This is a genomic window from Nocardiopsis potens DSM 45234, assembly GCF_000341105.1.
Taxonomy (GTDB): domain Bacteria; phylum Actinomycetota; class Actinomycetes; order Streptosporangiales; family Streptosporangiaceae; genus Nocardiopsis_A; species Nocardiopsis_A potens.
In genome coordinates, this window is sequence record NZ_ANBB01000043.1 from 1 (window position 1) to 21,043 (window position 21,043).

Genomic DNA, 21,043 nt, shown 5'->3' on the forward strand with positions numbered 1-21,043 from the left:
CGCCCCGGCCCCCCCCCCCCCGGCGGGGGTACCGCCGGCAGGGGCGCCCGGCGGGCGCGCGCTTCGGCGGGAGGGTTCACCGCAGGTGCGCCGACCGGCGCGAACGCGCTCCCGCCGGGCCCTGGGATCGGACCGGGGGAGGGGCGGTCGGCCGCGGCGCACGCGCCCGGCGGTGCACGCCGGCGCCGTGCGGCGGCCGCGGAGCCCGCCGCGACCCCGGGCGGACTCCGGACGCGCGCCCGGGCCCTTCCGGCGCAGCACCCCTACACTGATCTGTATAGTGCGGGCCCAGGCTAGTTACACAGACCTGTGAAAGTCAAGGTGGAGTGGGTGCAGCGCGATACGGCGACCGTGCACGACCTGACCCGCGGTGCGCGGCGGATCCTCGAGGTGGCCTCCGACCTCTTCTACGACCGGGGCATCCACGCGGTGGGCGTGGACACCATCGCCGCCGAGTCCGGGGTGACCAAACGCACCCTCTACAACAACTTCGGCTCCAAGGACGCCCTCGTCGCCACCTACCTGGACAACCGCCACCAGGAGTGGTGGCGGCGCCTGGAGGAGCGCATCGCCGCCGCGGAGCAGCCCCGCGCCCTGGCCTTCTTCGACGTCTACGCCGAGGACGCCCGGACCGTCACCCGCGGCTGCGCCTTCCTCAACGCCGCCGCCGAGCTGCCGGCCGACCACCCGGCGTACGCCATCATCCGCTACCACAAGCGCTCCATCGAGGAGCGGCTCGGCGAGCTCATCGCCGAGGAGCGCCCCTCGGCGGAGGAGGCGCGCCGCCTGGCGCGGCACCTCTTCCTGCTCCTCGAAGGGGCCTTCGCCCACCAGGGCGTGCACGGCAGGGAGCTGCTGCTCGAAGCACGCGGGATCGCCCGGGGCCTGCTCGCCCCGGGGAGCGCTGACCGGAGTCGCTGACCGGGCCACCGGGCGGACCGCCCCGGCCTCTCCCCGATGCTCTCGACGTCGTCGCCGTCTCAAAGCCGACGGTTTCCAGCGCCTGTCGCAACACCGCACACCAGAGGAGAGGAGGGGACCGGCCGGTCGGTTGGGCGCGGCGTCTCGCGGAGTGCAGGTCAAGACGGGCGGCGACGGCACCGGCAGGGGCGGGGTGCAGGTGGTCGCCCGGGCGCGGCGCCCCACGGGGCGGGGGTTCAAGCGGGCGGCGAGGGCGGCGGTGGGGACCGGCCGGTCGGTCGGGCGCGGCGCCTCGCGGAGCGAAGGTCAAGGCGGGCGGCGACGGCGGAGGTAGGGGCAGGGTCGGGCGCCTCAGCCGGGTGCGGGCCCCACGGGGCGGGGGTTCAAGCGGGCGGCGAGGGCGGCGGTGGGAACCGGCCGGTCGGTCCGGTGCGGCGCCTCGCGGAGCGAAGGTCAAGGCGGGCGGCGACGGCGCAGGCAAGGGCGGGGCGGGGGTGGTCGCCCGGGCGCGGGCCCCACGGGGTGAAGGTTCAAGCGGGCAGCGAAGGCGGGAAGGGGCACCGGCCGGTCGGTCGGGTGCGGCAGAGCGGGGTGGGGCGACAGGGGTGGTCCGGGGTGGCGAGGCGCCGTTCCCGCGTCGCCCGGGTGGTGTGGCCGGCTGCCCTTGAAACCGCTGCACCTCTCTGACCTGGGTGAATACGCAGGGTGATGGTGGGGTGGGGTGCCCTGCGCACCGCGAGAGCACCCCGGTGATTCCCGGGCGCGCATCCCGGCCCGGAACAGGCCCCTAGAGGCCCGGATCGCCCCGGTCAGGCCGGTGATCGGGGGTTCGAGCCGCCCGGAAGACCGGAAGGCAGGGGGCCGGAACCCGGGCAGGGGCGGCACGGAGGCGAGATGTCGCATTCATCCCTCCGCAAGGCCCCGTCTTGGCCACTCTGGGTGATTGACGAGGGGGCAATGGGGGCCTCAGGGCTTACTACTCGCTGGTAGATGTAACTGGGGTGCTCTCGCGGTGCGCAGGGCGCCCCCGCTCCCGCCCGTTCCCCGCCGCAAACCGGGCATAGGGGATAAGGCCCCTCCTGGTGGGCGCGGGCCGGGCCGGTGAACGCGGCGCCCGACCCTCTACCGCCCTCGCCGCCTGCTTGGACCTTCGCTCTGCGGGGCGCCGCGCCGGACCGACCGGCCGGTCCCCCTCCCGCCTTCGCCGCCCGCTTTAAGCCCAACCTCGTGAGGCCCGACACGCGGGCGATCGCCTCCGGCCGGCCCTACCGTTGCCGTCGCCGCCGGTCTGAACCTGCACCCTGTGGGGCGCCGCGCCGGACCGACCGGCCGGTCCCCTCTCTGCCTTCGCTGCCCGCCTTAAGCCCGACTTCCTGGGGCGCTGTACCCGACCGACCGGCCGGTCCCCTCCCTGCCCTCGCCGCCCGTCTTGACCTTCGCTCCGTGGGGCGCCGTGCTTGACCGACCGGCTGGTGCCCCTCCTCCGGCCGCCCGGCCGCCCGGGCGGCCGGAGCGCGCGGGCATCGGGGTGCCGGTGCCCGGTGCGGTTCCGCCCGCTTTGACCCGCGCGGAGCACCGCACGTACCGTCTTCCCCGGTCATCCGTCGAGCGGAGTGGAGCCTCACCCGTGTCCTCCGAAGTGCTGAACAGTGGCGCCGCAGTCCAGGCGGCCGCCGTCCCCGACTGGGTCGGGGCCAACGCGGAGCTGCTGGTCGGCGTCCCGCTGCGGATCCTGTTGATCGTCCTCGGCGCGTTCGCCGTGCGGGCCGTGGCCAGGCGCGCGATCTCCCGCGCCGTGGAGCGCATCCTGCAGCCCTCGGAGAAGGAGGGCGGGCCGCGCCGGTCCCCGCGCGGCCCCGCCGTCCTGCAGCGCGACACCTCCCGGGCGGCCGAGCGGCGCCAGCAGCGCGCCCGCACCATCGGCTCGGTGCTCACCAGCTTCGTGACCATCGTCATCGCGGCGACGGCCCTGGCGATGGTCCTCGACCAGATCGGCATCGCCCTCGGCCCGCTGCTGGCCAGCGCCGGCGTGGTCGGCCTGGCGATCGGCTTCGGCGCGCAGAGCCTCGTCGCCGACTACCTGGCCGGCATGCTCATCATGGTCGAGGACCAGTACGGCGTCGGCGACTCGGTCGACCTGGGCGAGGCGGTCGGCACGGTGGAGAACGTGGGCCTGCGGCTGACCCAGGTCCGCGACCTCAACGGCGGCCTGTGGCACATCCGCAACGGCGAGATCCTCCGGGTCCGCAACGACAGCCAGGACTGGGCCCGCGCCGTCCTCGACGTCTCCGTGGCCTACGAGTCCGACCTGGAGAAGGTCTACACCGTCCTGGAGGAGACCGGCCGCGCCCTGCACAAGGACCCGGCGTTCGAGGGGATCCTGCTGGAGGAGCCGGCGATCTGGGGCGTGCAGTCCCTGGACGCCGACGGCGTCGTCGTCCGGATGGCGGTCAGGACCGCCCCGCTGGAGCAGTGGGGCGTCACCCGCGAGCTGCGCCGCCGGGTCAAGGAGTCCCTCGACGCCTCGGGCATCGAGATCCCCTTCCCGCAGCGCACCGTCCGGATGCGCACCGAGGGCGCGGACGGCGCCCCCGTCGCCTGAATCGCTGCCGGGGAAGGGGCGGCCGGCAGCGGACGACGCGCCGCCGGCCGCCCTCCCCGATGATCTTGACGCTGCGGCCCTGTCGGAGCGCTCCGACAGGGCCGCAGCGTCAAGATCATCGCCCGGTCCCGCACCGCCGGGAGGCCCGGCCCCGCAGGGGCCGGGCCGTCCGCGTTTCCGGCATATGCCGATCCCTCCCCGTCGGCCGCTCCTCTAGGGTTCTGGGGACGGTACCGAAACAGACGGAGGGAAGTGCGATGCCCCGTTCGAGTGAAGGATTCCGGTTCCGGCCGCCCGGGTGGACGGCGCTCGCGGTCATCGCGGTGCTGGCCTCCGGCGCGGCCTGCTCCGGTGCGGACGGGGCCGACGAAGAGCCGGGGAGCGCCCCGGAGGCCGGGGACTCGGCCCAGGCCTCCGAACCGCCGCAGGCCGACGAGGAGTCGCTCCAGGCCTTCGCCGAGGACTACGTCGAGGCGCTGAACGGCGAGGACCAGGGCGCCGCCGACGGAATGGCCTGCGGCGGGGAGTCGACGCTCCACTCGATCTTCTCCGGACCCGACCGGACCTGGGAGCTGACGAGCGTCCACTTCGACACCGAAGGGTCGTCGTCCGCGGTGATGACCGGCCCGGGAGGGACGGAATCGGGCTTCACCGCCCGGTTCGAGGACGGCGAGTGGTGCTCCGAGCAGTAGCCGAGCGGTAGCGGTGCGCACCGCCCGGCCCCCGTGCCCCGGGCGCGGAGGCCGGGCCCCGAAGCGGGGCCGCCGCTCGGCGCCCGTCCCGGCCGCGTCCGTATCCGGCCGTGCTTCCGTGCTCTCTTGAGAACGGCCGTCCGCCGACGTAGCTTCGCCGGGGTAGAGCGGCGCTTCTCACCGCCGGGCCCGCGGGGCCGGGACGGGAGCCGGGCGGCCCCGACCCGCCCTCCCGCCGGAGGAGCGCCGCCCGGGATCGGGGAGCGGACGAAGGGACCTGGAACATGCGGATCCGCCGGGCGATCGCCGCCGTGGCCTGCACCGCCTCACTCGCCGGACTCGCGGGCATCGCGGCCGGGGCCCCCGCGCAGGCGGGGGAGAAGGACTGCGTCGCCTACCTGGACAAGACGGGGTACACGATCGGCCAGGGCATCAAGACCGGATGCAGGGAGGCGGTCGGCAAGGACGGGGACGTGGAGGCCTGCTTCGCGATCCTGGTGAAGTCGAGGGTCAAGGAGGCTCACGCCAAGGAGGCCTGCAGGCTGGGGCAGGGCTGACGCCGCGGCCGCGGAGGCCGCCGGAGCGGCACCGGGAAGGGTCACCGGAGCGGGGCGCCGGGGGCGCCCCGGCGCCCGAGCTCAGGCGCCGCCGCCGGGGCGGGCCCGCAGGGACGAGGCGAGCCGCGCGGCCGAGGTGCCCAGGCCGGTGGGGCCGGAGGCCAGGGCGGAGAGCTCGCGGGCGCGGCCGCGGCGCAGCTCGCCCTCCTGGTAGCGCACGCACTTGCGGTGCCACTCCAGGATCCCCGACATCCAGTCCTTGAGCTCGTCGGCCTGGCGGGTCAGTGCCGCGCGCGCGGTGTCGTCGAGGCCGTACTCCTCGAACATCTCCGGCAGGCCGTGCTCGACCAGGTACTCGAACTGCTCCATCCGCGCCGTCATCAGGTCGTTGGCGATGTCGCGCGCCCGGATGCGGTCCACGTCCAGGAAGTTCTCCAGCACCGCGACGATGTTGTGGAACTCCCCCTCGAACTCGACCTCCTTCTGGTAGGAGTGCAGGTCGTTGACGAAGGCCGCGTAGTCCTGCGCCGCGGTCGACAGCTCGTGCATCACCCGGCTCCGGTAGACCTCCTGCGGCACCTCGTCCCAGCGGGCCAGCCGCGCCAGGGAGATGGTCATGTCGGAGCCGAACGTCTGCCGGCGCATCTCGACGTAGTCGACCGGGTCGGGCACCCGGTGCCGGATCTGGTTGTCCAGCTCCCACAGCCAGCTGGCGGTCATCGCCCGCACCGCGTCGCGGAACCGGCGGCGGGCCGGCTCCGGCATCGGCCCCGCGGTGCGGCGCCACAGGTCGTCCAGGCCGCGCTCCAGCGGGTCGGCCGGCTCCGGCGCGGCGCCCAGGTCGAGCGGCATGAACTGCGCCAGCCGCTCGTCGTAGGCCTTGGCCGCCGCCAGGCTGCGGCCGGCGCCGAACACCACCGGGTAGACGTCGTCCCCGTAGGTGCCCCAGGCCAGCCAGTCGGCGGACAGGAACAGCTGCTCGACACCGGCCTCGGCGTGGATCATCGCCGCGCAGTGCGCCAGGTCGATTCCGGCCATCCGCTCCCTGTTCCACACGCTGCCGAACGGCACGCCGGTCATCGCGTCGAACATGCCCATCTCCTCCGCCCAGTCCAGGCAGTGGGCGCGCGCCGCCTCCAGGTGCGGGCTGGTGGGGAAGGCGTAGGGCATGTGGATCTCGGGCAGCGGCAGGTGCCCCACCGGCTCGAACAGGCGGACGGAGTGCTGCCGGGCCCGCCGCCGCGGCGCCGGCGAGGACGCGACGGCGGACAGGGCGGCCGGGCCGGGGAGGCCGCCCGGGGCGGGCGCGCCGCCGCCGTTCATGTACCGGCTGGAGCGGGCGTGCCACTCGTGCCCGCCCGACTGCCAGTCCTGCAGCCCCTTGACGTAGGCGGCCACGGCGGCCTGCCCGTCCGGCGGGACGGCGTGCTCGGCGAGCAGCGGCGCGACCTCGTTCACCGCGGTGTCCTCGAACTGCAGCAGCCGGGAGGTGAGCAGCTCGTTGACGAGGTCGGCCGCCTCCTGGACGGTGCAGCCGAGGAACCGCTCGAAGACCAGCACGGCATTGGAGTTCTCCCCCTCCTCCTCCACCTCGCGCCGGTAGGAGAACAGGTCGTTGCGGAGGTGCACGGCGTCGGAGAAGGCGTCGGTGAGGACCCGCAGCGGCCGGGTGCCGGCGATCGGCTCGGGCACCTCGGCGCCGGCCGCGCACTCCACCAGGCCGGCCGACCACGGCGCGCCCCCGACCCGGCGCCGCATCTGCACGTACTCGATCGGGTTGGCCACGTGGCCGCGCTCGATGTGGTCGAGCTCCCACATCGACTCCGCCATGAGGTTGCGGGTGCTGCGGGTGAAGCGCCGCCGCCACCCCTCCGACATCAGCGGCACGGTGCGCCGCCACAGGTCGTCCAGGCCGGCCTCGGCGGGGGAGCGGGGCTCGTGCGCCTCCTGCCCGCCGTCCGCCATCAGCGCCTCCAGGCGGTCCAGGTGCTCCCGGGCCCCGGCGCGGTCCCGGGTGCGCTTGAACCGCTCCAGGAAGTCGTCGTCGAAGAAGAACACCCACACGTACCAGTCGGTGATCAGGTCCAGCATGGGGCCGTCGCAGTCGGGGTGGGTGTAGGCGCACATCAGCGCGTAGTCCATGCCGGCCAGGGCGGCCTCGTCCCAGACCGTGCCCCCGCCGGGCACCGGGGCGTCGAGCATGCCCATTCGCCGGGCCCACTCCGTGCTGTGCGCGCGCGAGCGTTCCAGGTTCGGGTTGAGCCGTGCGGGGTGCGGGAGGTAGAAGTCGGGCAGCGTGAAGGACGCCATGTGAGTGTGCCTACTCCTCTGAGCCGGACGGATCCGTACGCTCCGCAGTGTAGGAGTCACAACCGGTCGCCTGCGGGGGTTTCCGGGAATCGCGGGCGTCCGGGCCGGTGTCCGCGGAATCCGCCCGGCCCTCCTTGACCGCTCCGAATGTTAGCGCTAACAATGGTCTGCGTCACACCCGTGGCGGGTCCTTCCGGGCAGGAGGCGCGATGGCGGAGCAGCAGGAGCGGATGCCGGTCATGGCCGACGTCGCGCGGCTCGCGGGGGTCTCCCACCAGACGGTCTCCCGGGTGCTCAACGACCACCCCAACGTCCGGGCCGAGACCCGGGAGCGGGTCCTGGCGGCCATCGGCGAGCTCGGCTACCGGCGGAACAGTTCGGCCCGCGCCCTGGTCACCCGGCGCACCGGGGTGATCGGCGTGGTCGCCTTCGCCACCACCCACTACGGCCCGGCGCGCACCCTGACCGGGATCGAGCACGCCGCCCGCGCCGCCGGCTACTTCGTCAGCGTGGTCACCCTGAACGAGGTGACCCGGAGCGAGGTCCGCGAGGCGATGGAGCACCTCGCCCGCCAGGCGGTGGAGGGCTACGTCGTCATCGCGCCGAAGCGGGCGGTGATCGAGGCGATGCCGGAATGGGCCGGCGGCGCCCCGGTGGTGGCCGTCGAGGGCGGCGAGGCGCCGGACCTCCCGGTGGTCTGCGTGGACCAGCGCGGCGGCGCCCACCAGGCCACCCGCCACCTGCTGGACCTGGGGCACCGCACGGTCGCCCATATCGCCGGGCCGCGGGACTGGCTGGAGGCCGAGGAGCGGGTCGCCGGGTGGCGGCGGGCCCTGGAGGAGGCCGGCGCGCCGGCGGCGGAGCCGCGCTACGGGGACTGGCGCCCGCGGTCGGGGTACGAGATCGGCCGGGCGATGGCGGCCGAGGGGGCCCTGCCCTCGGCCGTGTTCGTCGCCAACGACCAGATGGCCCTCGGGGTGCTGCGGGCGCTGGCGGAGCGGGGTCTGCGCGTCCCCGAGGACGTCGGGGTCGTCGGGTTCGACGACGTCCCCGAGGCGGAGTTCTACTCTCCGCCGCTCACCACGGTGGCCCAGGACTTCACCGAGGTGGGGGAGCGGGCCATCCGGGTCCTGGTCGACCTGCTGGGGGGCGGGGGAGCGGCCGGGCCCCCGGCCCGCGAGGTCGTGCACGCGCACATGGTGGTCCGGTCCAGCTGCGGCGCGGTCCGCAGGTGATCCGAATACGTTCGAGGAGCCCTGGTGAGTACGGTTGTTAACGCTAACAATCCCGATCCGGTGGTGGTCGGGGTGGACTTCGGCACCCTCTCCGGGCGCGCGGTGGTGGTGCGCGTCCGCGACGGTGCCGAACTCGGCACGGCGGTGCACGCCTACCCGCACGCCGTGCTGACCGACCGCCTCCCCGCCGCGCCGGACGGCCCCGGCCTGCCGCCCGACACCGCCCTGCAGGTCCCCGAGGACTACCGGGAGGTGCTCCGCCGCGCGGTCCCGGCCGCGCTCGCCGACGCCGGCACCGACCCCCGGCGGGTCATCGGGATCGGCACCGACTTCACCGCGTGCACCGTCATGCCGACCACCGCGGACGGCACCCCGCTGTGCGAGCTGCCCGGCCTGGCCGGCCGGCCGCACGCCTACCCCAAGCTCTGGCGGCACCACGCCGCCCAGCCCGAGGCCGACGAGATCAACGCGCTCGCCGAGGAGCGCGGTGAGCCCTGGCTGAGCCGGTACGGCGGCCGGATCTCCGCGGAGTGGGAGCTGGCCAAGGGCCTGCAGGTGCTCCGCGAGGACCCCGCGGTCTACGCCCGCACCGACCGCTGGATCGAGGCGGCCGACTGGATCGTGTGGCAGCTGTGCGGCCGGGAGACGCGCAACGCCTGCACCGCCGGGTACAAGGGCGTCCACCAGGACGGCCGCTGGCCCTCCCGCGGCTACCTGGCCGCGCTGGACCCGCGCTTCGCCGGCTTCGCCGAGGAGAAGATCGCCCACCCGCTGTCCCGGCTGGGCGGGCGGGCCGGCGGGCTGTCCGCCCGCGCGGCCGCCCGGACCGGCCTGCCGGAGGGGATCGCGGTGGCGGTGGGCAACGTCGACGCGCACGTCACCGCGGCCGCCGCGGACACCGTGCGGCCCGGCGAGATGCTCGCGGTGATGGGCACCAGCACCTGCCATGTGATGAACGCCGACCCGGCCGAGGGGCCCCCGGCCGAGGTGCCGGGCATGTGCGGGGTGGTGCACGGCGGCATCACCCCCGGCCTGTGGGGCTACGAGGCCGGGCAGAGCGGGGTCGGCGACCTCTTCGCCTGGTGCGCCGACCACTTCGGCGGCGCCCTGGAGGAGGAGGCCCGGGCCGCCGGGACCTCCGTGCACGACCTGCTCTCCGCCCGGGCCGCCCGCCGGCCGGTGGGCGCGCACGGCCTGGTCGCCCTGGACTGGCACAGCGGGAACCGGTCGGTCCTGGTCGACCACGACCTGTCCGGCGTCATCGCCGGCCTCACCCTGGCCACCCGGCCCGAGGACGTCTACCGGGCGCTGGTGGAGGCGACCGCCTTCGGCGCCCGCACGATCACGGACGCCTTCGAGGGCGCCGGGGTGCCGGTCCGCGGGTTCACCGTCGCCGGCGGCCTCAAGCGCAACCCCTTCGTCATGCAGGTCTACGCCGACGTGCTCGGCCGCCCGCTGCACATCGCCGACTCCGACCAGGGCCCGGCGCTGGGCTCGGCGATCCACGCGGCGGTCGCGGCCGGCGCCTACCCGGACATCACCGAGGCCGCCGCCGCGATGGGCGGCCGCACCCGCGACGCGGTCCGGCCCGATCCCGGCCGGAGCGCCGCCTACGACCGGCTCTACGCCGTCTACACCGAGCTGCACGACCACTTCGGCCGGGGCGGCAGCGCGGCGCTGCACCGGCTGCGCGCGCTGCGCAACGAGGCCCTGGCCGCCGGGTGAGCCCCCGCGCCCCCGCCCCGCCCCCGATCCAGGAGAAGCCGACCCCGGAGAAGGAGACCATGAGCACCGCACTGCCCCCCGACGCCGCCGAGGCGGCCGCCCGCACCAGGGAGGAGGTGTGCGCCCTCCACGCCGAACTCCCCCGATGGAACCTGGTCACCTGGACCAGCGGCAACATCTCGGCCCGCATCCCCGGTACGGGGCTGTTCGCGATCAAGCCCAGCGGGCTCTCCTACGACGAGCTCACCCCCGAGTCCATGGTGGTCTGCTCCCTGGACGGGGAGCCGGTCGACGGGGACCGCACCCCCTCCAGCGACACCGCGGCGCACGCCTACGTCTACCGGGAGATGCCCGAGGCGGGGGCGGTGGTGCACACGCACAGCCCCTACGCCACCGCCTGGGCGGCCCGGGGCGAGCCGATCCCCTGCGCGATCACCGCCATGGCCGACGAGTTCGGCGCGGAGATCCCGGTCGGTCCGTTCGCCCTGATCGGCGGGGACGACATCGGCCGCGGCATCGTCGCGGTGCTGAGCGGCCACCGCTCCCCGGCGGTGCTGATGCGCTCGCACGGCGTCTTCACCGTCGGGCGGGACGCCAAGGCCGCGGTCAAGGCCGCGGTGATGTGCGAGGACGCGGCGCGCACCGTGCACCTGGCCCGCCAGCTCGGCCCGGTCGAACCGCTCTCCGCCGAGCACGTCGACGCGCTGTACGACCGCTACCAGAACGCCTACGGGCAGAGGAGCAGCGACCAGTGAGCGAACGCCTTCCCCGGATCGGGCTGCTCGGCATCATGCAGCCGCTCTACGACGACATGCTGCCCGGCATCACCGAGCGGCAGTACGCCTACGCCCGCGAGATCGCCGCGGCCCTGTCCGGGGTCGCCGAGGTCTCGGTGGCCCCGCCGGCCCGCGGCCGGGAGGACGCCGAGGCGGCGGTGCGCGGCTTCGAGAACGACGGCCTGGACGGCGTGCTGGTGGTGATGCTGACCTACGGCCCCTCGCTCCGGGTGACCCGGCTGTTCAGCGAGATGCGGCTGCCGGTGTGCCTGGCCAACGTCCAGCCCGACCCGGAGGTCACCCCGGAGTGGGACATGGCGGACATGACCTACAACCAGGGCATCCACGGCGCGCAGGACACCGCCAACGCGATGGTCCGGGCGGGCCTGCCGTTCGAGGTGGTCACCGAGGACTTCCGCGCCGCGGCGTTCGCCGGGCGGGTCGGCCGCTGGGCGCGCGCCGCGCGCGCCGCGGCGGCGCTCAAGCGGCTGAAGGTGGGCGTCTTCGGCTACCCGATGAACGGCATGGGCGACGCCCGCTTCGACGAGAGCGAGCTCATCCGCGCCCTCGGCCCCGAGGTGGTCCACATCGCCCAGGGCGAGCTGGCCCGGACCATGGCGGACCTGCCCGCCGCCGAGGTCGAGGAGCTGCTCGACGGGGAGCGGGAGCGGTTCGAGGTGGACGAGCGGCTCTCCGCCGAGGAGCTGGACGACCACGCCCGATTCCAGCTGGGCATCGAGCGGGTGCTGGAGCGGCACGGCTGCGCGGCCTACTCCACCCACTTCGACGCGCTCGGCGAGGACGGCCGGTTCGCCCGGCTGCCGATGGCCGCCGCGTCCAGCCTGATGGCCCGCGGCTACGGCTTCGCCGGCGAGGGCGACGTGCCCGCCGCGTCCATCGTCTACGCCGGGCACCGGCTGATCGGCGACGGGCACTTCACCGAGATGTACGCGATGGACTTCCCCACCGACTCGATCCTGATGAGCCACATGGGGGAGGGCAACTGGAAGGTCGCCCGGGACGACGAGCCGGTCCGGCTGATCAAGCGGCCGCTGGCCATCGGCGGGCTGGACGACCCCCCGACGCTGCTCTTCCGGATCGCCCCCGGCCCGGCCACCCTGGCCAGCCTGGTCACCCTCGGCGGCGGGCGGTTCCGGCTGGTCGTCGCCGAAGGCGAGGTGCTGGACGGACCGCGGCTGCCGGCCCTGGAGATGCCCTACGGCCGGTTCCGCCCCGACTCCGGGGTCCGCGGCTGCATGGACGGCTGGCTGCGCGCCGGGGGCACGCACCACATCGTGATGAACCTCGGCCGCCGCGCGGAGGACTGGAAGGTCTTCTGCGCCGCGGCCGGCATCGAGTACCGCCCGGTCTGACCGGGCCGGGCCCAGGCGCCGCCCTCCTCGGGGGAAGGGGCGGCGCCCGCAGCGGACAGCAGCGCACGACGGCAGAGGAGAGGCCATGCGCGTCCATTCCCCAGTCCCCTCCCCGCCCGCGGGGCCGGGCCGCCGGGCGTTCCTGGCCGGCGGCCTGGCCGCCGCCGGGCTGGCCCTGGCCGGGTGCGCCCCGGCCGCCACCGCCGAGGCCGGCCGGACCCGGCTCCGCCAGTGGAACCTGTTCACCGGCGGCGACGGCGCCCGCATGGTGGCCATGCACGAGCGCTACGCCGCCGAGCACCCCGAGGTCGACCTGCGCCCCACCACCTACCTGTGGGGCAACCCCTACTACACCAAGTTCGCGATGGGCGCCGCCGGCGGCCGCTCCTTCGACATCGGCACCCTGCACCTGTCCCGGCTGCGCGGCCTGGGCGCGGGCACCCTGATCGACCCGGTCCCCCGGGACCTGCTCGCCGAGCACGGCATCACCGAGCGGACCGTGCAGCCCAACCTGTGGCAGAAGGCGACCGTCGACGGCGAGCTGTACGCGATCCCGTTCGACACCCACCTGGTGGTCACCTACTACGACCGCGAGGTGTGCGCGCAGGCCGGGGTCCTCGACGCCGGCGGGGAGCTGGCCGCCACCCGCGGCGCCGACGAGCTGCTCGACCTGCTCGCCGAGGTCAAGGCGGTCACCGGCCGGTACGGGATCGTGATGGACACCACCGGCGCCTGGCGCCAGTTCTGGTCGCTCTACCGCCAGCTCGGCGGCGAGCTCACCCTCGACGGCGAACTGGGCATCGACGACGACAAGGCGCTGCAGAGCCTGGACTTCCTGCGCCGGGTCAGCGAGGAGGGGCTGGCGCCGCCGGCCTCCGACGCGCCCGGCACCCCGGCCAACTTCCAGAACGGCATCGCCGGGCTGATGCTGGCCGGCAACTGGGAGCTGCCCACCTTCCAGGACGCCGGGATGGACTTCGGCATGCGGCCCTTCCCCGACGTCTTCGGCGCCGAGCTCGGCCAGGGCGACTCGCACGCGTTCGTGCTGCCGCACCGGCGCGACCGCGACGACGAGGCGGTGCGCGCCGCGGTCGGCTACGCCGCCTGGATGCTGAAGAACAGCATCACCTGGGCCGGCGGCGGCCACACCCCCGCCTACCTCCCGGTGGCCGAGAGCGAGGAGTACGCGGCCCTGGAACCGCAGGCCGGGTACCGGGACGCCGCCCGCGACGTCCAGCTCGACCCGGAGGCCTGGTTCAGCGGCTCGGCCGGCCGGCTGACGGCCGAGGCCAACTCGGTCATGGCCGGCGTGCACAACGGCTCGGCCACCCCCGAGCAGGCGCTGCGCGGCTTCAAGGCCGCGGCGCAGAAGCTCATCGACACCCCCGCCCCGATCTGACCCCACCCCACCGCCGCCCCGAACACGGGAGTCCGCCATGACCGCACCCCCCGCGGCGGGCCCGCCGACCGGAACCGACCGCACCGGCAGCGCACCGGGACCGACCCGGCCGCGCACCCGCCGGCGCGTCGACCGGGCCGGCCCCGCCCTCGTCCTCCCCTTCGCCCTGCTCTTCGCCGTCTTCCTGCTCTGGCCGCTGCTGGCCGGGCTGTGGACGAGCTTCACCGACCGGTCGCTGACCCGCACCGAGTCCGACTTCGTCGGGCTCGCCAACTGGGCGGAGCTGGCCGGGGACCCGGCGGTGCGGCAGTCGCTCTGGACCACCCTGCTGTTCACCCTGATCACCACCCCGCCGCTGGTGCTCATCGCGCTGGCGATGGCGGTCCTCACCCAGCGCGCCGCCGGGATCGGCTGGGTCCTGCGCTTCTCCTTCTTCGCGCCGTTCCTGCTGCCGGTGGCGGTGGTCTCGCTGATCTGGGTGTGGATCTACCAGCCCGGCTTCGGCATGGTGAACGGGCTGCTGGCCTCGGTCGGGATCGGCGAGGTGAACTGGCTCGGCGACGAGGGCACGGTGCTGACCGCCATCGGCGCCGCGACGGTGTGGTGGACCGTCGGCTTCAACTACCTGCTCTACCTGGCGGCCCTGCAGGGCATCCCGGCCCAGGTGTACGAGGCCGCGTCGCTGGACGGCGCGGGCGCCTGGCACCGGTTCACCCGGATCACCGTCCCGCTGCTCGACCGCACCACGGCGCTGGTCGTGCTGCTGCAGATGGTCGCCTCGCTCAAGCTGTTCGACCAGGCCTACCTGATGACGGCCGGGTCCGGCGGGCCGGACCACGCGGCCCGGCCGATCATCGGCTACATCTTCGACACCGGGTTCACCGGGCTGCGCATCGGCTACGCCTCGGCCGTCTCCTACCTGTTCTTCGCGGTGATCATCGCGGTGTCCCTGATCCAGTTCCGGCTGTTCACCCGGAAGGAGGGGGCGGCATGACCGCGATCGCGCAGGCGCCGCGGAGCGGCACCGCCCGGCCCGCACCGCCCGCCCCGGGCCCCGGCCGGAGGCGGCGGCCCCGGATCACCCCCCTCGGCGCGGCGGCGACCGTCTCCGGCCTGGTGCTGGCGCTGCTGTGGCTGCTGCCGCTGGCGTGGGCGGTGCTCACCTCGGTCAAACCGGAGGCGGAGACCACCGCGGTCCCGCTGCGCTGGCTGCCGGTCGAACCCACCGTCGAGGCCTACCGCCAGGTCATCGCGCGCGGCGACATCCAGCAGTGGCTGATCAACAGCACGGTGATCTCCTCCCTGGTCACCCTGCTGACGCTGGTCTGCTGCGCGCTGGCGGCCTACGCCTTCTCCCGCACCGCCTTCCCGGGGCGGACGCCGCTGCTCGCCCTGCTCGTCGCGGGCATCCTGGTCCCGCCGCAGGTCCTCATCGTCCCGCTGTTCGACCAGATGACCCTGCTGGGGCTGGTCGACACCCACCTCGGCGTCGCCCTGCCGCAGGTCGTCGCGCCGGTGATGGTGTTCATCCTGAAGCGGTTCTTCGACCAGATCCCGCACGACTACCTGGAGGCGGCGCAGCTGGACGGCGCCGGCCACCTGCGGGTGCTGTTCGGCATCGTGCTGCCGATGTCCGGCCCGATCCTCGCCGCCGTCGGCATCTTCACCTTCGTCCAGTCCTGGAACAACTTCCTGTGGCCCTTCGTGGCCACCACCGACCCGTCGCTGATGACGGTCCCGGTCGGCCTGGGCACCGTGCAGGGCGCCTACGGCATCCAGTACGCCCAGCAGATGGCGGCCGCCGTGCTCGGCGCCGCCCCGCTGATCGCCGTCTTCCTGGCCTTCCAGCGGCAGATCGTGCGCGGCGTCACCGACGCCGGCCTCAAATGACCTCCCCGGCAGGCCCCCTCCCGACCGCCCCGACGCAAGAACGCGAGGAACACGTGCACAAGGCCGCACTCACCATCGACCCCGCCTTCCGCATCGCCCCGGTGAACCGGCGCCTGTTCGGCTCCTTCGTGGAGCACATGGGCCGCTGCGTCTACACCGGCATCTACGAGCCCGGCCACCCCGCCGCCGACGCCGACGGGTTCCGCACCGACGTGGCCGCGCTGGTCCGCGAACTCGGCGTGACCACCGTGCGCTACCCCGGCGGCAACTTCGTCTCCGGCTACCGCTGGGAGGACGGCGTCGGCCCCAAGGAGCGGCGCCCCGTCCGCCGCGACCTGGCCTGGCACAGCACCGAGACCAACCGGTTCGGCCTGGACGAGTTCATGCGCTGGGCGCGCGGCCTGGACATCGAACCGATGATGGCGGTCAACCTCGGCACCCGCGGCGTCCAGGAGGCCCTGGACCTGCACGAGTACGCCAACCACCCGGGCGGCACCGAGCTGAGCGACCGCCGCGCCGCCAACGGGTCCCCCGAACCGCACGCCATCCGGATGTGGTGCCTGGGCAACGAGATGGACGGCCCCTGGCAGACCGGGCACAAGACGGCGCGCGAGTACGGCAGGCTCGCCGCCGAGACCGCTCGCGCCATGCGGATGGCCGAACCCGGGCTGGAACTGGTCGCCTGCGGGTCCTCCGGGCGCTCCATGCCGACCTTCGGCGCCTGGGAGGCCGAGGTGCTGGAGGAGTGCTACGACCAGGTCGACTACGTCTCGCTGCACGCCTACTACGAGGAGCACGACGGCGACCTGGGCTCCTTCCTCGCCTCGGCCACCGACATGGACCGCTTCATCGAGGAGGTCGCCGCCACCGCCGACCACGTCGCGGCGAAGAGGAAGTCCGCCAAGCGGATCATGCTCTCCTTCGACGAGTGGAACGTGTGGTACCTGAGCCGGTTCCAGGCCGGGCAGGCCGCCGAACCGCCGCGGGACTGGCCGGTCGCCCCCCGGATCATCGAGGACCGCTACAGCGCCGCCGACGCGGTGGTCGTCGGCGACCTGCTGATCAGCCTGCTCCGGCACGCCGACCGGGTCACCGCCGCCAGCCAGGCGCAGCTGGTCAACGTCATCGCGCCGATCATGACCGAGCCGGGCGGCCCCGCCTGGCGGCAGACCGTCTTCCACCCGTTCGCCCGCACCGCCGAGGCGGCCCGCGGCGACGTGCTGCGGGTGGAGCCGGTCTGCCCCGGCTACGAGACCGCGCGGCACGGGACGGCGCCGCTGGTCTCCGCGGTGGCCACCCGCGACCCGGAGACCGGGCGGGTCGCGCTGTTCGCGGTGAACCGCTCCACCGAGGAGCCGGTGGAGCTGGAGGCGGACGTGCGCGCGCTGGGCGGCGTGCACGCCGCGCACGCCCTGACCCTGGCCGAGGACGACGTGTACGCGGTGAACACCGCCGAGCACCCGGACCGGGTCGCGCCCAGGGAGAACAAGAGCGTCCGGCTGGAGGGCGGCCGGCTGGCCGCGGTCCTCCCGCCGGTCTCCTGGACCGTCGTGCGGCTCGACGCCGCGCGCGGCTGACCGCGGGCCCGCCCTCCCCGGGCGGGCCGGGACCGAGAGAGGCGAGAAGGATGCGCATACCCCCCAGGGCCGCCGCGTGGTGCGCGGCGGCCGCGATCACGCTGCCGGCCCTCTCCGGCTGCGGCGGTGTCGGCGACGCCGCCCGCCCCTCCGGGGAGAACGGGACGGTCGGCATCTCCATGCCCACCAAGTCCTGGGAGCGCTGGGTGCAGGACGGCGACAACATGGTCGCCCACCTGGAGGAGGCCGGCTACGGGGCCGACCTGCAGTACGCCGAGGACGTGGTGGAGGACCAGGTCGCCCAGATCGAGAACATGATCACCAAGGGCGTCGACGCGCTGGTGATCGCCGCGGTGGACGGCGAGGCGCTGACCGACGTGGTGGAGTCGGCCGGCGAGGCGGGCATCCCGGTCATCGCCTACGACCGGCTGATCCGCGGCACCGGGCACGTCGACTACTACGCCACCTTCGACAACTTCGAGGTGGGCGTCCTGCAGGCCCGCTACATCGAGCAGGAGCTCGGGCTGGAGGACACCGAGGACACCTTCACCATCGAGCTGTTCGGCGGCGCCCCCGACGACAACAACGCCTACTTCTTCTACGACGGCGCGATGTCGGTGCTGGAGCCCTACATCGAGGACGGCGCCCTCGAAGTGGCCAGCGGCCAGACCGAGATGGCGCAGATCGCCACCACCCGCTGGGACGGCGCCGTCGCCCAGGCCCGGATGGACAACCTGCTCAGCACCCACTACACCGACCGCGACCTGGACGCGGTGCTCTCCCCGTTCGACGGGATCAGCATCGGCGTCATCTCCTCCCTCAAGGGCGCCGGGTACGGCGGGGAGGACGCCCCGCTGCCGGTGGTCACCGGGCAGGACGCCGAGACCGCCTCGGTCAAGTCGATCATCGCCGGAGAGCAGACCCAGACCGTCTTCAAGGACACCCGGGAACTGGCCCGGGTCGCCTCGGAGATGACCGACGCCGTCATCCGGGGCGAGGAACCGGAGGTCAACGACACCGAGAGCTACGACAACGGGGTGAAGACCGTCCCGGCCATGCTGCTGGAGCCGGTCTCGGTGGACGCCGGCAACTACGAGGAGGTCCTCATCGGCGGCGGCTACTACGACGAGTCGGACCTGCGGTGAGCGGCGGCCCCCCGGTCCTGCGGATGCGCGGCGTCCGCAAGGAGTTCCCCGGCGCCGTCGCCCTGGACGTCGGCGAAGCCGAGATCCACGCGCTGACCGGGGAGAACGGCGCCGGGAAGTCGACCCTGGTGAAGGTGCTCAGCGGGGTCCACCCGCACGGCTCCTACACCGGGGAGGTGCTGGTCGACGGCGAACCCCGGCGGTTCACCGGGACCGCGGACAGCGAGCGCGCCGGGATCGCCATCATCCACCAGGAGCTCGCCCTGGTCCCGCAGCTCACCGTGGCGGAGAACGTGTTCCTCGGCAACGAGCGGGTCCGCGGCCGCGGACCGCTGGCCCGGGTCGACTGGGGCCGGACCACCGTGGAGGCGCGCCGGCTGCTGGCCCGGGTCGGCCTGGACGCCGACCCCTCCGCCCCGGTGTCCGAGCTCGGGGTGGGCCACCGCCAGCTGGTGGAGATCGCCAAGGCGGTCGCCAAACCGGTCCGGGTGCTCATCCTGGACGAGCCCACCTCCGCGCTGAACGAGGAGGAGAGCGCCAACCTGCTCCGGCTGCTGCTGGAGTTCAAGGAGCGGGGCATCTCCTCCATCCTCATCTCGCACCGGCTGAACGAGGTGGTCCGGGTCGCCGACCGGGTCACCGTGCTGCGCGACGGCCGCAGCGTGGAGACCCTGGACGCGGCCCGCGGCGAGGTGGACGAGGAGCGCATCATCCGCGGCATGGTCGGCCGCGACCTGGAGCACCGCTACCCGCCGCGCACCGGCGAGGTGGGCGAAATCCGGTTCGAGGTGCGCGACTGGACCGTGGACCGCCCGGACCGGCGCCGGGCGGTGGACGGCGCCTCGCTCACCGTCCGCCGCGGCGAGATCGTCGGCCTGGCCGGGCTGATGGGCGCCGGGCGCACCGAGTTCGCGATGAACCTGTTCGGCCGCTGCTACGGCCGGTACGTCCGGGGGACGCTGCACAAGGACGGCCGGGAGGTCCGGCTCCGCGACCCCGGCGAGGCGGTCGCGGCGGGCATCGCCTACGTGCCCGAGGACCGCAAGGAGCTCGGGCTGCTGCTGGACGCCCCGATCCGGGACAACCTCACCCTGGCCGCGCTGGACCGGGTGGGCCGGCGCGGGGTGCTGGACGCCGCCCGGGAGGCCGTCGCCGCCGAGGAGCTGCGCACCCGGATGCGGGTCAAGTGCCGCGACGTGGCCCAGGCGGTCGGCGAGCTCAGCGGCGGCAACCAGCAGAAGGTGGTGCTGGGCCGGTGGGTGTTCGCCCGCCCGGACCTGCTCGTCCTGGACGAGCCCACCCGCGGCGTCGACGTCGGCGCCAAGTACGAGATCTACCAGGCGGTCCGGGAGCTGGCGGCCGAGGGGGCCGGGGTGCTGCTGATCTCCTCGGAGCTGCCCGAGCTGCTCGGGATGTGCGACCGGATCCACACGATGTGCGAGGGGAGGGTCACCGGCTGCCTGCCCGCCTCCCGAGCCGACCAGGAGTCCCTGATGAGACTGATGACCCGTACGGCCGGCGCCCCGCCCGGGACGACCGAGCGGAGGGCCGGATGAACGCCCCGCCGATGGCCGCGGCGCTGCGGACCGCGCTGCGCGGCAACGTCCGGCGCTACGGCATGGTGATCGCGCTCGCGGTCATCGTGGTGCTGTTCCAGATCCTCACCGGCGGGCTGCTGCTGCGCCCGCTCAACGTCACCAACCTGCTGCTGCAGAACTCCTACGTGCTCATCCTGGCGATCGGGATGATGATGGTCATCATCACCGGCCACATCGACCTGTCGGTCGGGTCGGTGGTGGCGTTCACCGGGGCGCTGTCGGCCATCATGCTCGCCGAGTGGGGGCTGCCGCTGTGGGCGGTGCTGCCCCTGGCGCTGCTGCTCGGCGCCGCGATCGGGGCCTGGCAGGGGTTCTGGGTGGCCTACATGGGGCTGCCCGCCTTCATCGTCACCCTCGCCGGGATGCTGGTCTTCCGCGGCCTCACCCTGCTGGTGCTGGGCGGGGAGTCGGTCGGGCCGCTGCCGGAGTCGGCCCGCACCCTGGCCACCGGGTTCCTCCCGGACGTGCAGGTCGGCGGGGTGCACCTGGTGCCGCTGCTGCTGGGCGCGGTGGTCGCGGCGGTCCTGGTCCGGGTGCAGTACGCCGCCCGGGCCGACCGGATCCGGCTCGGGCTGCCCGCGGCCTCCCCGGCGGCGGCCTGGGGCGGCTACACCGCGACGGCCGCCGCGGTGCTGGCGTTCTGCGGCGCGCTGGCGCTCCACCGCGGCCTGCCCGTGGTCGGCCTGCTCCTGCTGGTGCTGATCACCGGGTACGCCTTCGTGATGCGGTCCACCCCGGCCGGGCGCCGGGTCTACGCCACCGGCGGCAACGAGAAGGCCGCGATGCTGTCCGGGGTCAAGACCAGGCGCACCGCGTTCTGGGTGTTCGTCAACATGGGCGCGCTGTCCGCGCTGGCCGGCCTGGTGTTCAGCGCCCGGTTGAACCTCGCCACCCCCGGGGCGGGCACCATGTTCGAGCTGGACGCCATCGCCGCCGCGTTCATCGGCGGCGCCTCGGCCTCCGGCGGGACCGGGACGGTGCTGGGCGCGGTGGTGGGCGCCCTGGTGATGGGCGTGATGAACAACGGGATGTCCATCATCGGCCTGGGCGTCGACTGGCAGCAGGCGATCAAGGGCCTGGTGCTGCTGGCGGCGGTCGCCTTCGACATCCTCAGCAAGCGGCGCGCCCCCGGCGGCGGGCGCCCCGCCGGGGACCGGGCCGGCCGCCCGGAGAAGGTCCCGGCGGCCGGCGCCGCCCCGGGCCCAGGAGGCTGAGGGGCCGCGGGGCGCCCCTCCCTCCTCTC

At 74.4% G+C, this 21,043-nt stretch carries 16 protein-coding genes; 15 read left to right on the plus strand and 1 reads right to left on the minus strand.

The annotated features are described in order from the left end of the window. Positions 1-330: 330 nt before the first annotated feature. The 4 genes from D459_RS0117070 to D459_RS0117085 all read left to right on the plus strand — a co-directional run bounded on the left by D459_RS0117070 (position 331) and on the right by D459_RS0117085 (position 4,772). On the plus strand, positions 331-921 hold the full coding sequence (locus tag D459_RS0117070; RefSeq protein WP_040710325.1) for a TetR/AcrR family transcriptional regulator: 591 nt from the start codon (positions 331-333) through the stop codon (positions 919-921). 1,627 nt (positions 922-2,548) lie between these two features. Next, complete coding sequence (locus D459_RS37370) at positions 2,549-3,523, plus strand: mechanosensitive ion channel family protein (RefSeq protein WP_017594226.1); 975 nt, start codon at positions 2,549-2,551, stop codon at positions 3,521-3,523. Between the two features lie 257 nt (positions 3,524-3,780). After that, positions 3,781-4,215: a hypothetical protein gene (locus tag D459_RS0117080; RefSeq protein WP_017594227.1), complete on the plus strand. Its 435-nt coding sequence runs from the start codon at positions 3,781-3,783 to the stop codon at positions 4,213-4,215. 284 nt (positions 4,216-4,499) lie between these two features. After that, positions 4,500-4,772 carry a hypothetical protein gene (locus D459_RS0117085; RefSeq protein ID WP_017594228.1) on the plus strand — a complete coding sequence of 91 codons (273 nt, stop codon included), beginning with the start codon at positions 4,500-4,502 and terminating at the stop codon, positions 4,770-4,772. A gap of 81 nt (positions 4,773-4,853) precedes the next feature. Here D459_RS0117085 and D459_RS0117090 read toward each other — a convergent pair whose 3' ends face one another. Continuing rightward, complete coding sequence (locus D459_RS0117090) at positions 4,854-7,082, minus strand: terpene synthase family protein (protein WP_017594229.1); 2,229 nt, start codon at positions 7,080-7,082, stop codon at positions 4,854-4,856. Positions 7,083-7,291: 209 nt separating this feature from the next. Between D459_RS0117090 and D459_RS0117095 the strand changes: the two genes are divergently transcribed. The 11 genes from D459_RS0117095 (at position 7,292) to mmsB (ending at position 21,014) form a co-directional block, all read left to right on the plus strand. Beyond that, positions 7,292-8,317: a LacI family DNA-binding transcriptional regulator gene (locus tag D459_RS0117095; protein WP_017594230.1), complete on the plus strand. Its 1,026-nt coding sequence runs from the start codon at positions 7,292-7,294 to the stop codon at positions 8,315-8,317. 60 nt (positions 8,318-8,377) lie between these two features. Beyond that, positions 8,378-10,042: a ribulokinase gene (araB, locus tag D459_RS0117100; protein ID WP_017594231.1), complete on the plus strand. Its 1,665-nt coding sequence runs from the start codon at positions 8,378-8,380 to the stop codon at positions 10,040-10,042. Positions 10,043-10,101: 59 nt separating this feature from the next. Continuing rightward, a complete protein-coding gene (locus D459_RS0117105) occupies positions 10,102-10,797 on the plus strand; it encodes an L-ribulose-5-phosphate 4-epimerase (protein WP_026120474.1) in 696 nt (231 codons plus the stop codon). Positions 10,798-10,832: 35 nt separating this feature from the next. Then, entirely contained in the window at positions 10,833-12,191 is a 1,359-nt protein-coding gene (locus D459_RS0117110) for an L-fucose/L-arabinose isomerase family protein (protein ID WP_152523018.1), read from the plus strand. A gap of 85 nt (positions 12,192-12,276) precedes the next feature. Continuing rightward, positions 12,277-13,590 carry an extracellular solute-binding protein gene (locus D459_RS0117115; RefSeq protein WP_017594234.1) on the plus strand — a complete coding sequence of 438 codons (1,314 nt, stop codon included), beginning with the start codon at positions 12,277-12,279 and terminating at the stop codon, positions 13,588-13,590. A gap of 37 nt (positions 13,591-13,627) precedes the next feature. Continuing rightward, positions 13,628-14,584 (plus strand): carbohydrate ABC transporter permease, encoded by a 957-nt coding sequence (locus D459_RS0117120; RefSeq protein WP_017594235.1) that lies wholly within the window; start codon positions 13,628-13,630, stop codon positions 14,582-14,584. Next, entirely contained in the window at positions 14,581-15,480 is a 900-nt protein-coding gene (locus D459_RS0117125; RefSeq protein WP_017594236.1) for a carbohydrate ABC transporter permease, read from the plus strand. Before D459_RS0117120 ends, D459_RS0117125 begins: the two co-directional genes overlap by 4 nt. A 53-nt stretch (positions 15,481-15,533) precedes the next feature. Continuing rightward, complete coding sequence (gene arfA, locus D459_RS0117130) at positions 15,534-17,057, plus strand: arabinosylfuranosidase ArfA (protein ID WP_017594237.1); 1,524 nt, start codon at positions 15,534-15,536, stop codon at positions 17,055-17,057. A gap of 50 nt (positions 17,058-17,107) precedes the next feature. Next, a complete protein-coding gene (gene chvE / locus D459_RS0117135; protein WP_017594238.1) occupies positions 17,108-18,202 on the plus strand; it encodes a multiple monosaccharide ABC transporter substrate-binding protein in 1,095 nt (364 codons plus the stop codon). Between the two features lie 23 nt (positions 18,203-18,225). After that, complete coding sequence (locus tag D459_RS0117140; protein WP_051065462.1) at positions 18,226-19,758, plus strand: sugar ABC transporter ATP-binding protein; 1,533 nt, start codon at positions 18,226-18,228, stop codon at positions 19,756-19,758. After that, positions 19,755-21,014: a multiple monosaccharide ABC transporter permease gene (mmsB, locus tag D459_RS0117145; protein WP_017594240.1), complete on the plus strand. Its 1,260-nt coding sequence runs from the start codon at positions 19,755-19,757 to the stop codon at positions 21,012-21,014. Before D459_RS0117140 ends, mmsB begins: the two co-directional genes overlap by 4 nt. Positions 21,015-21,043 lie beyond the last annotated feature (29 nt).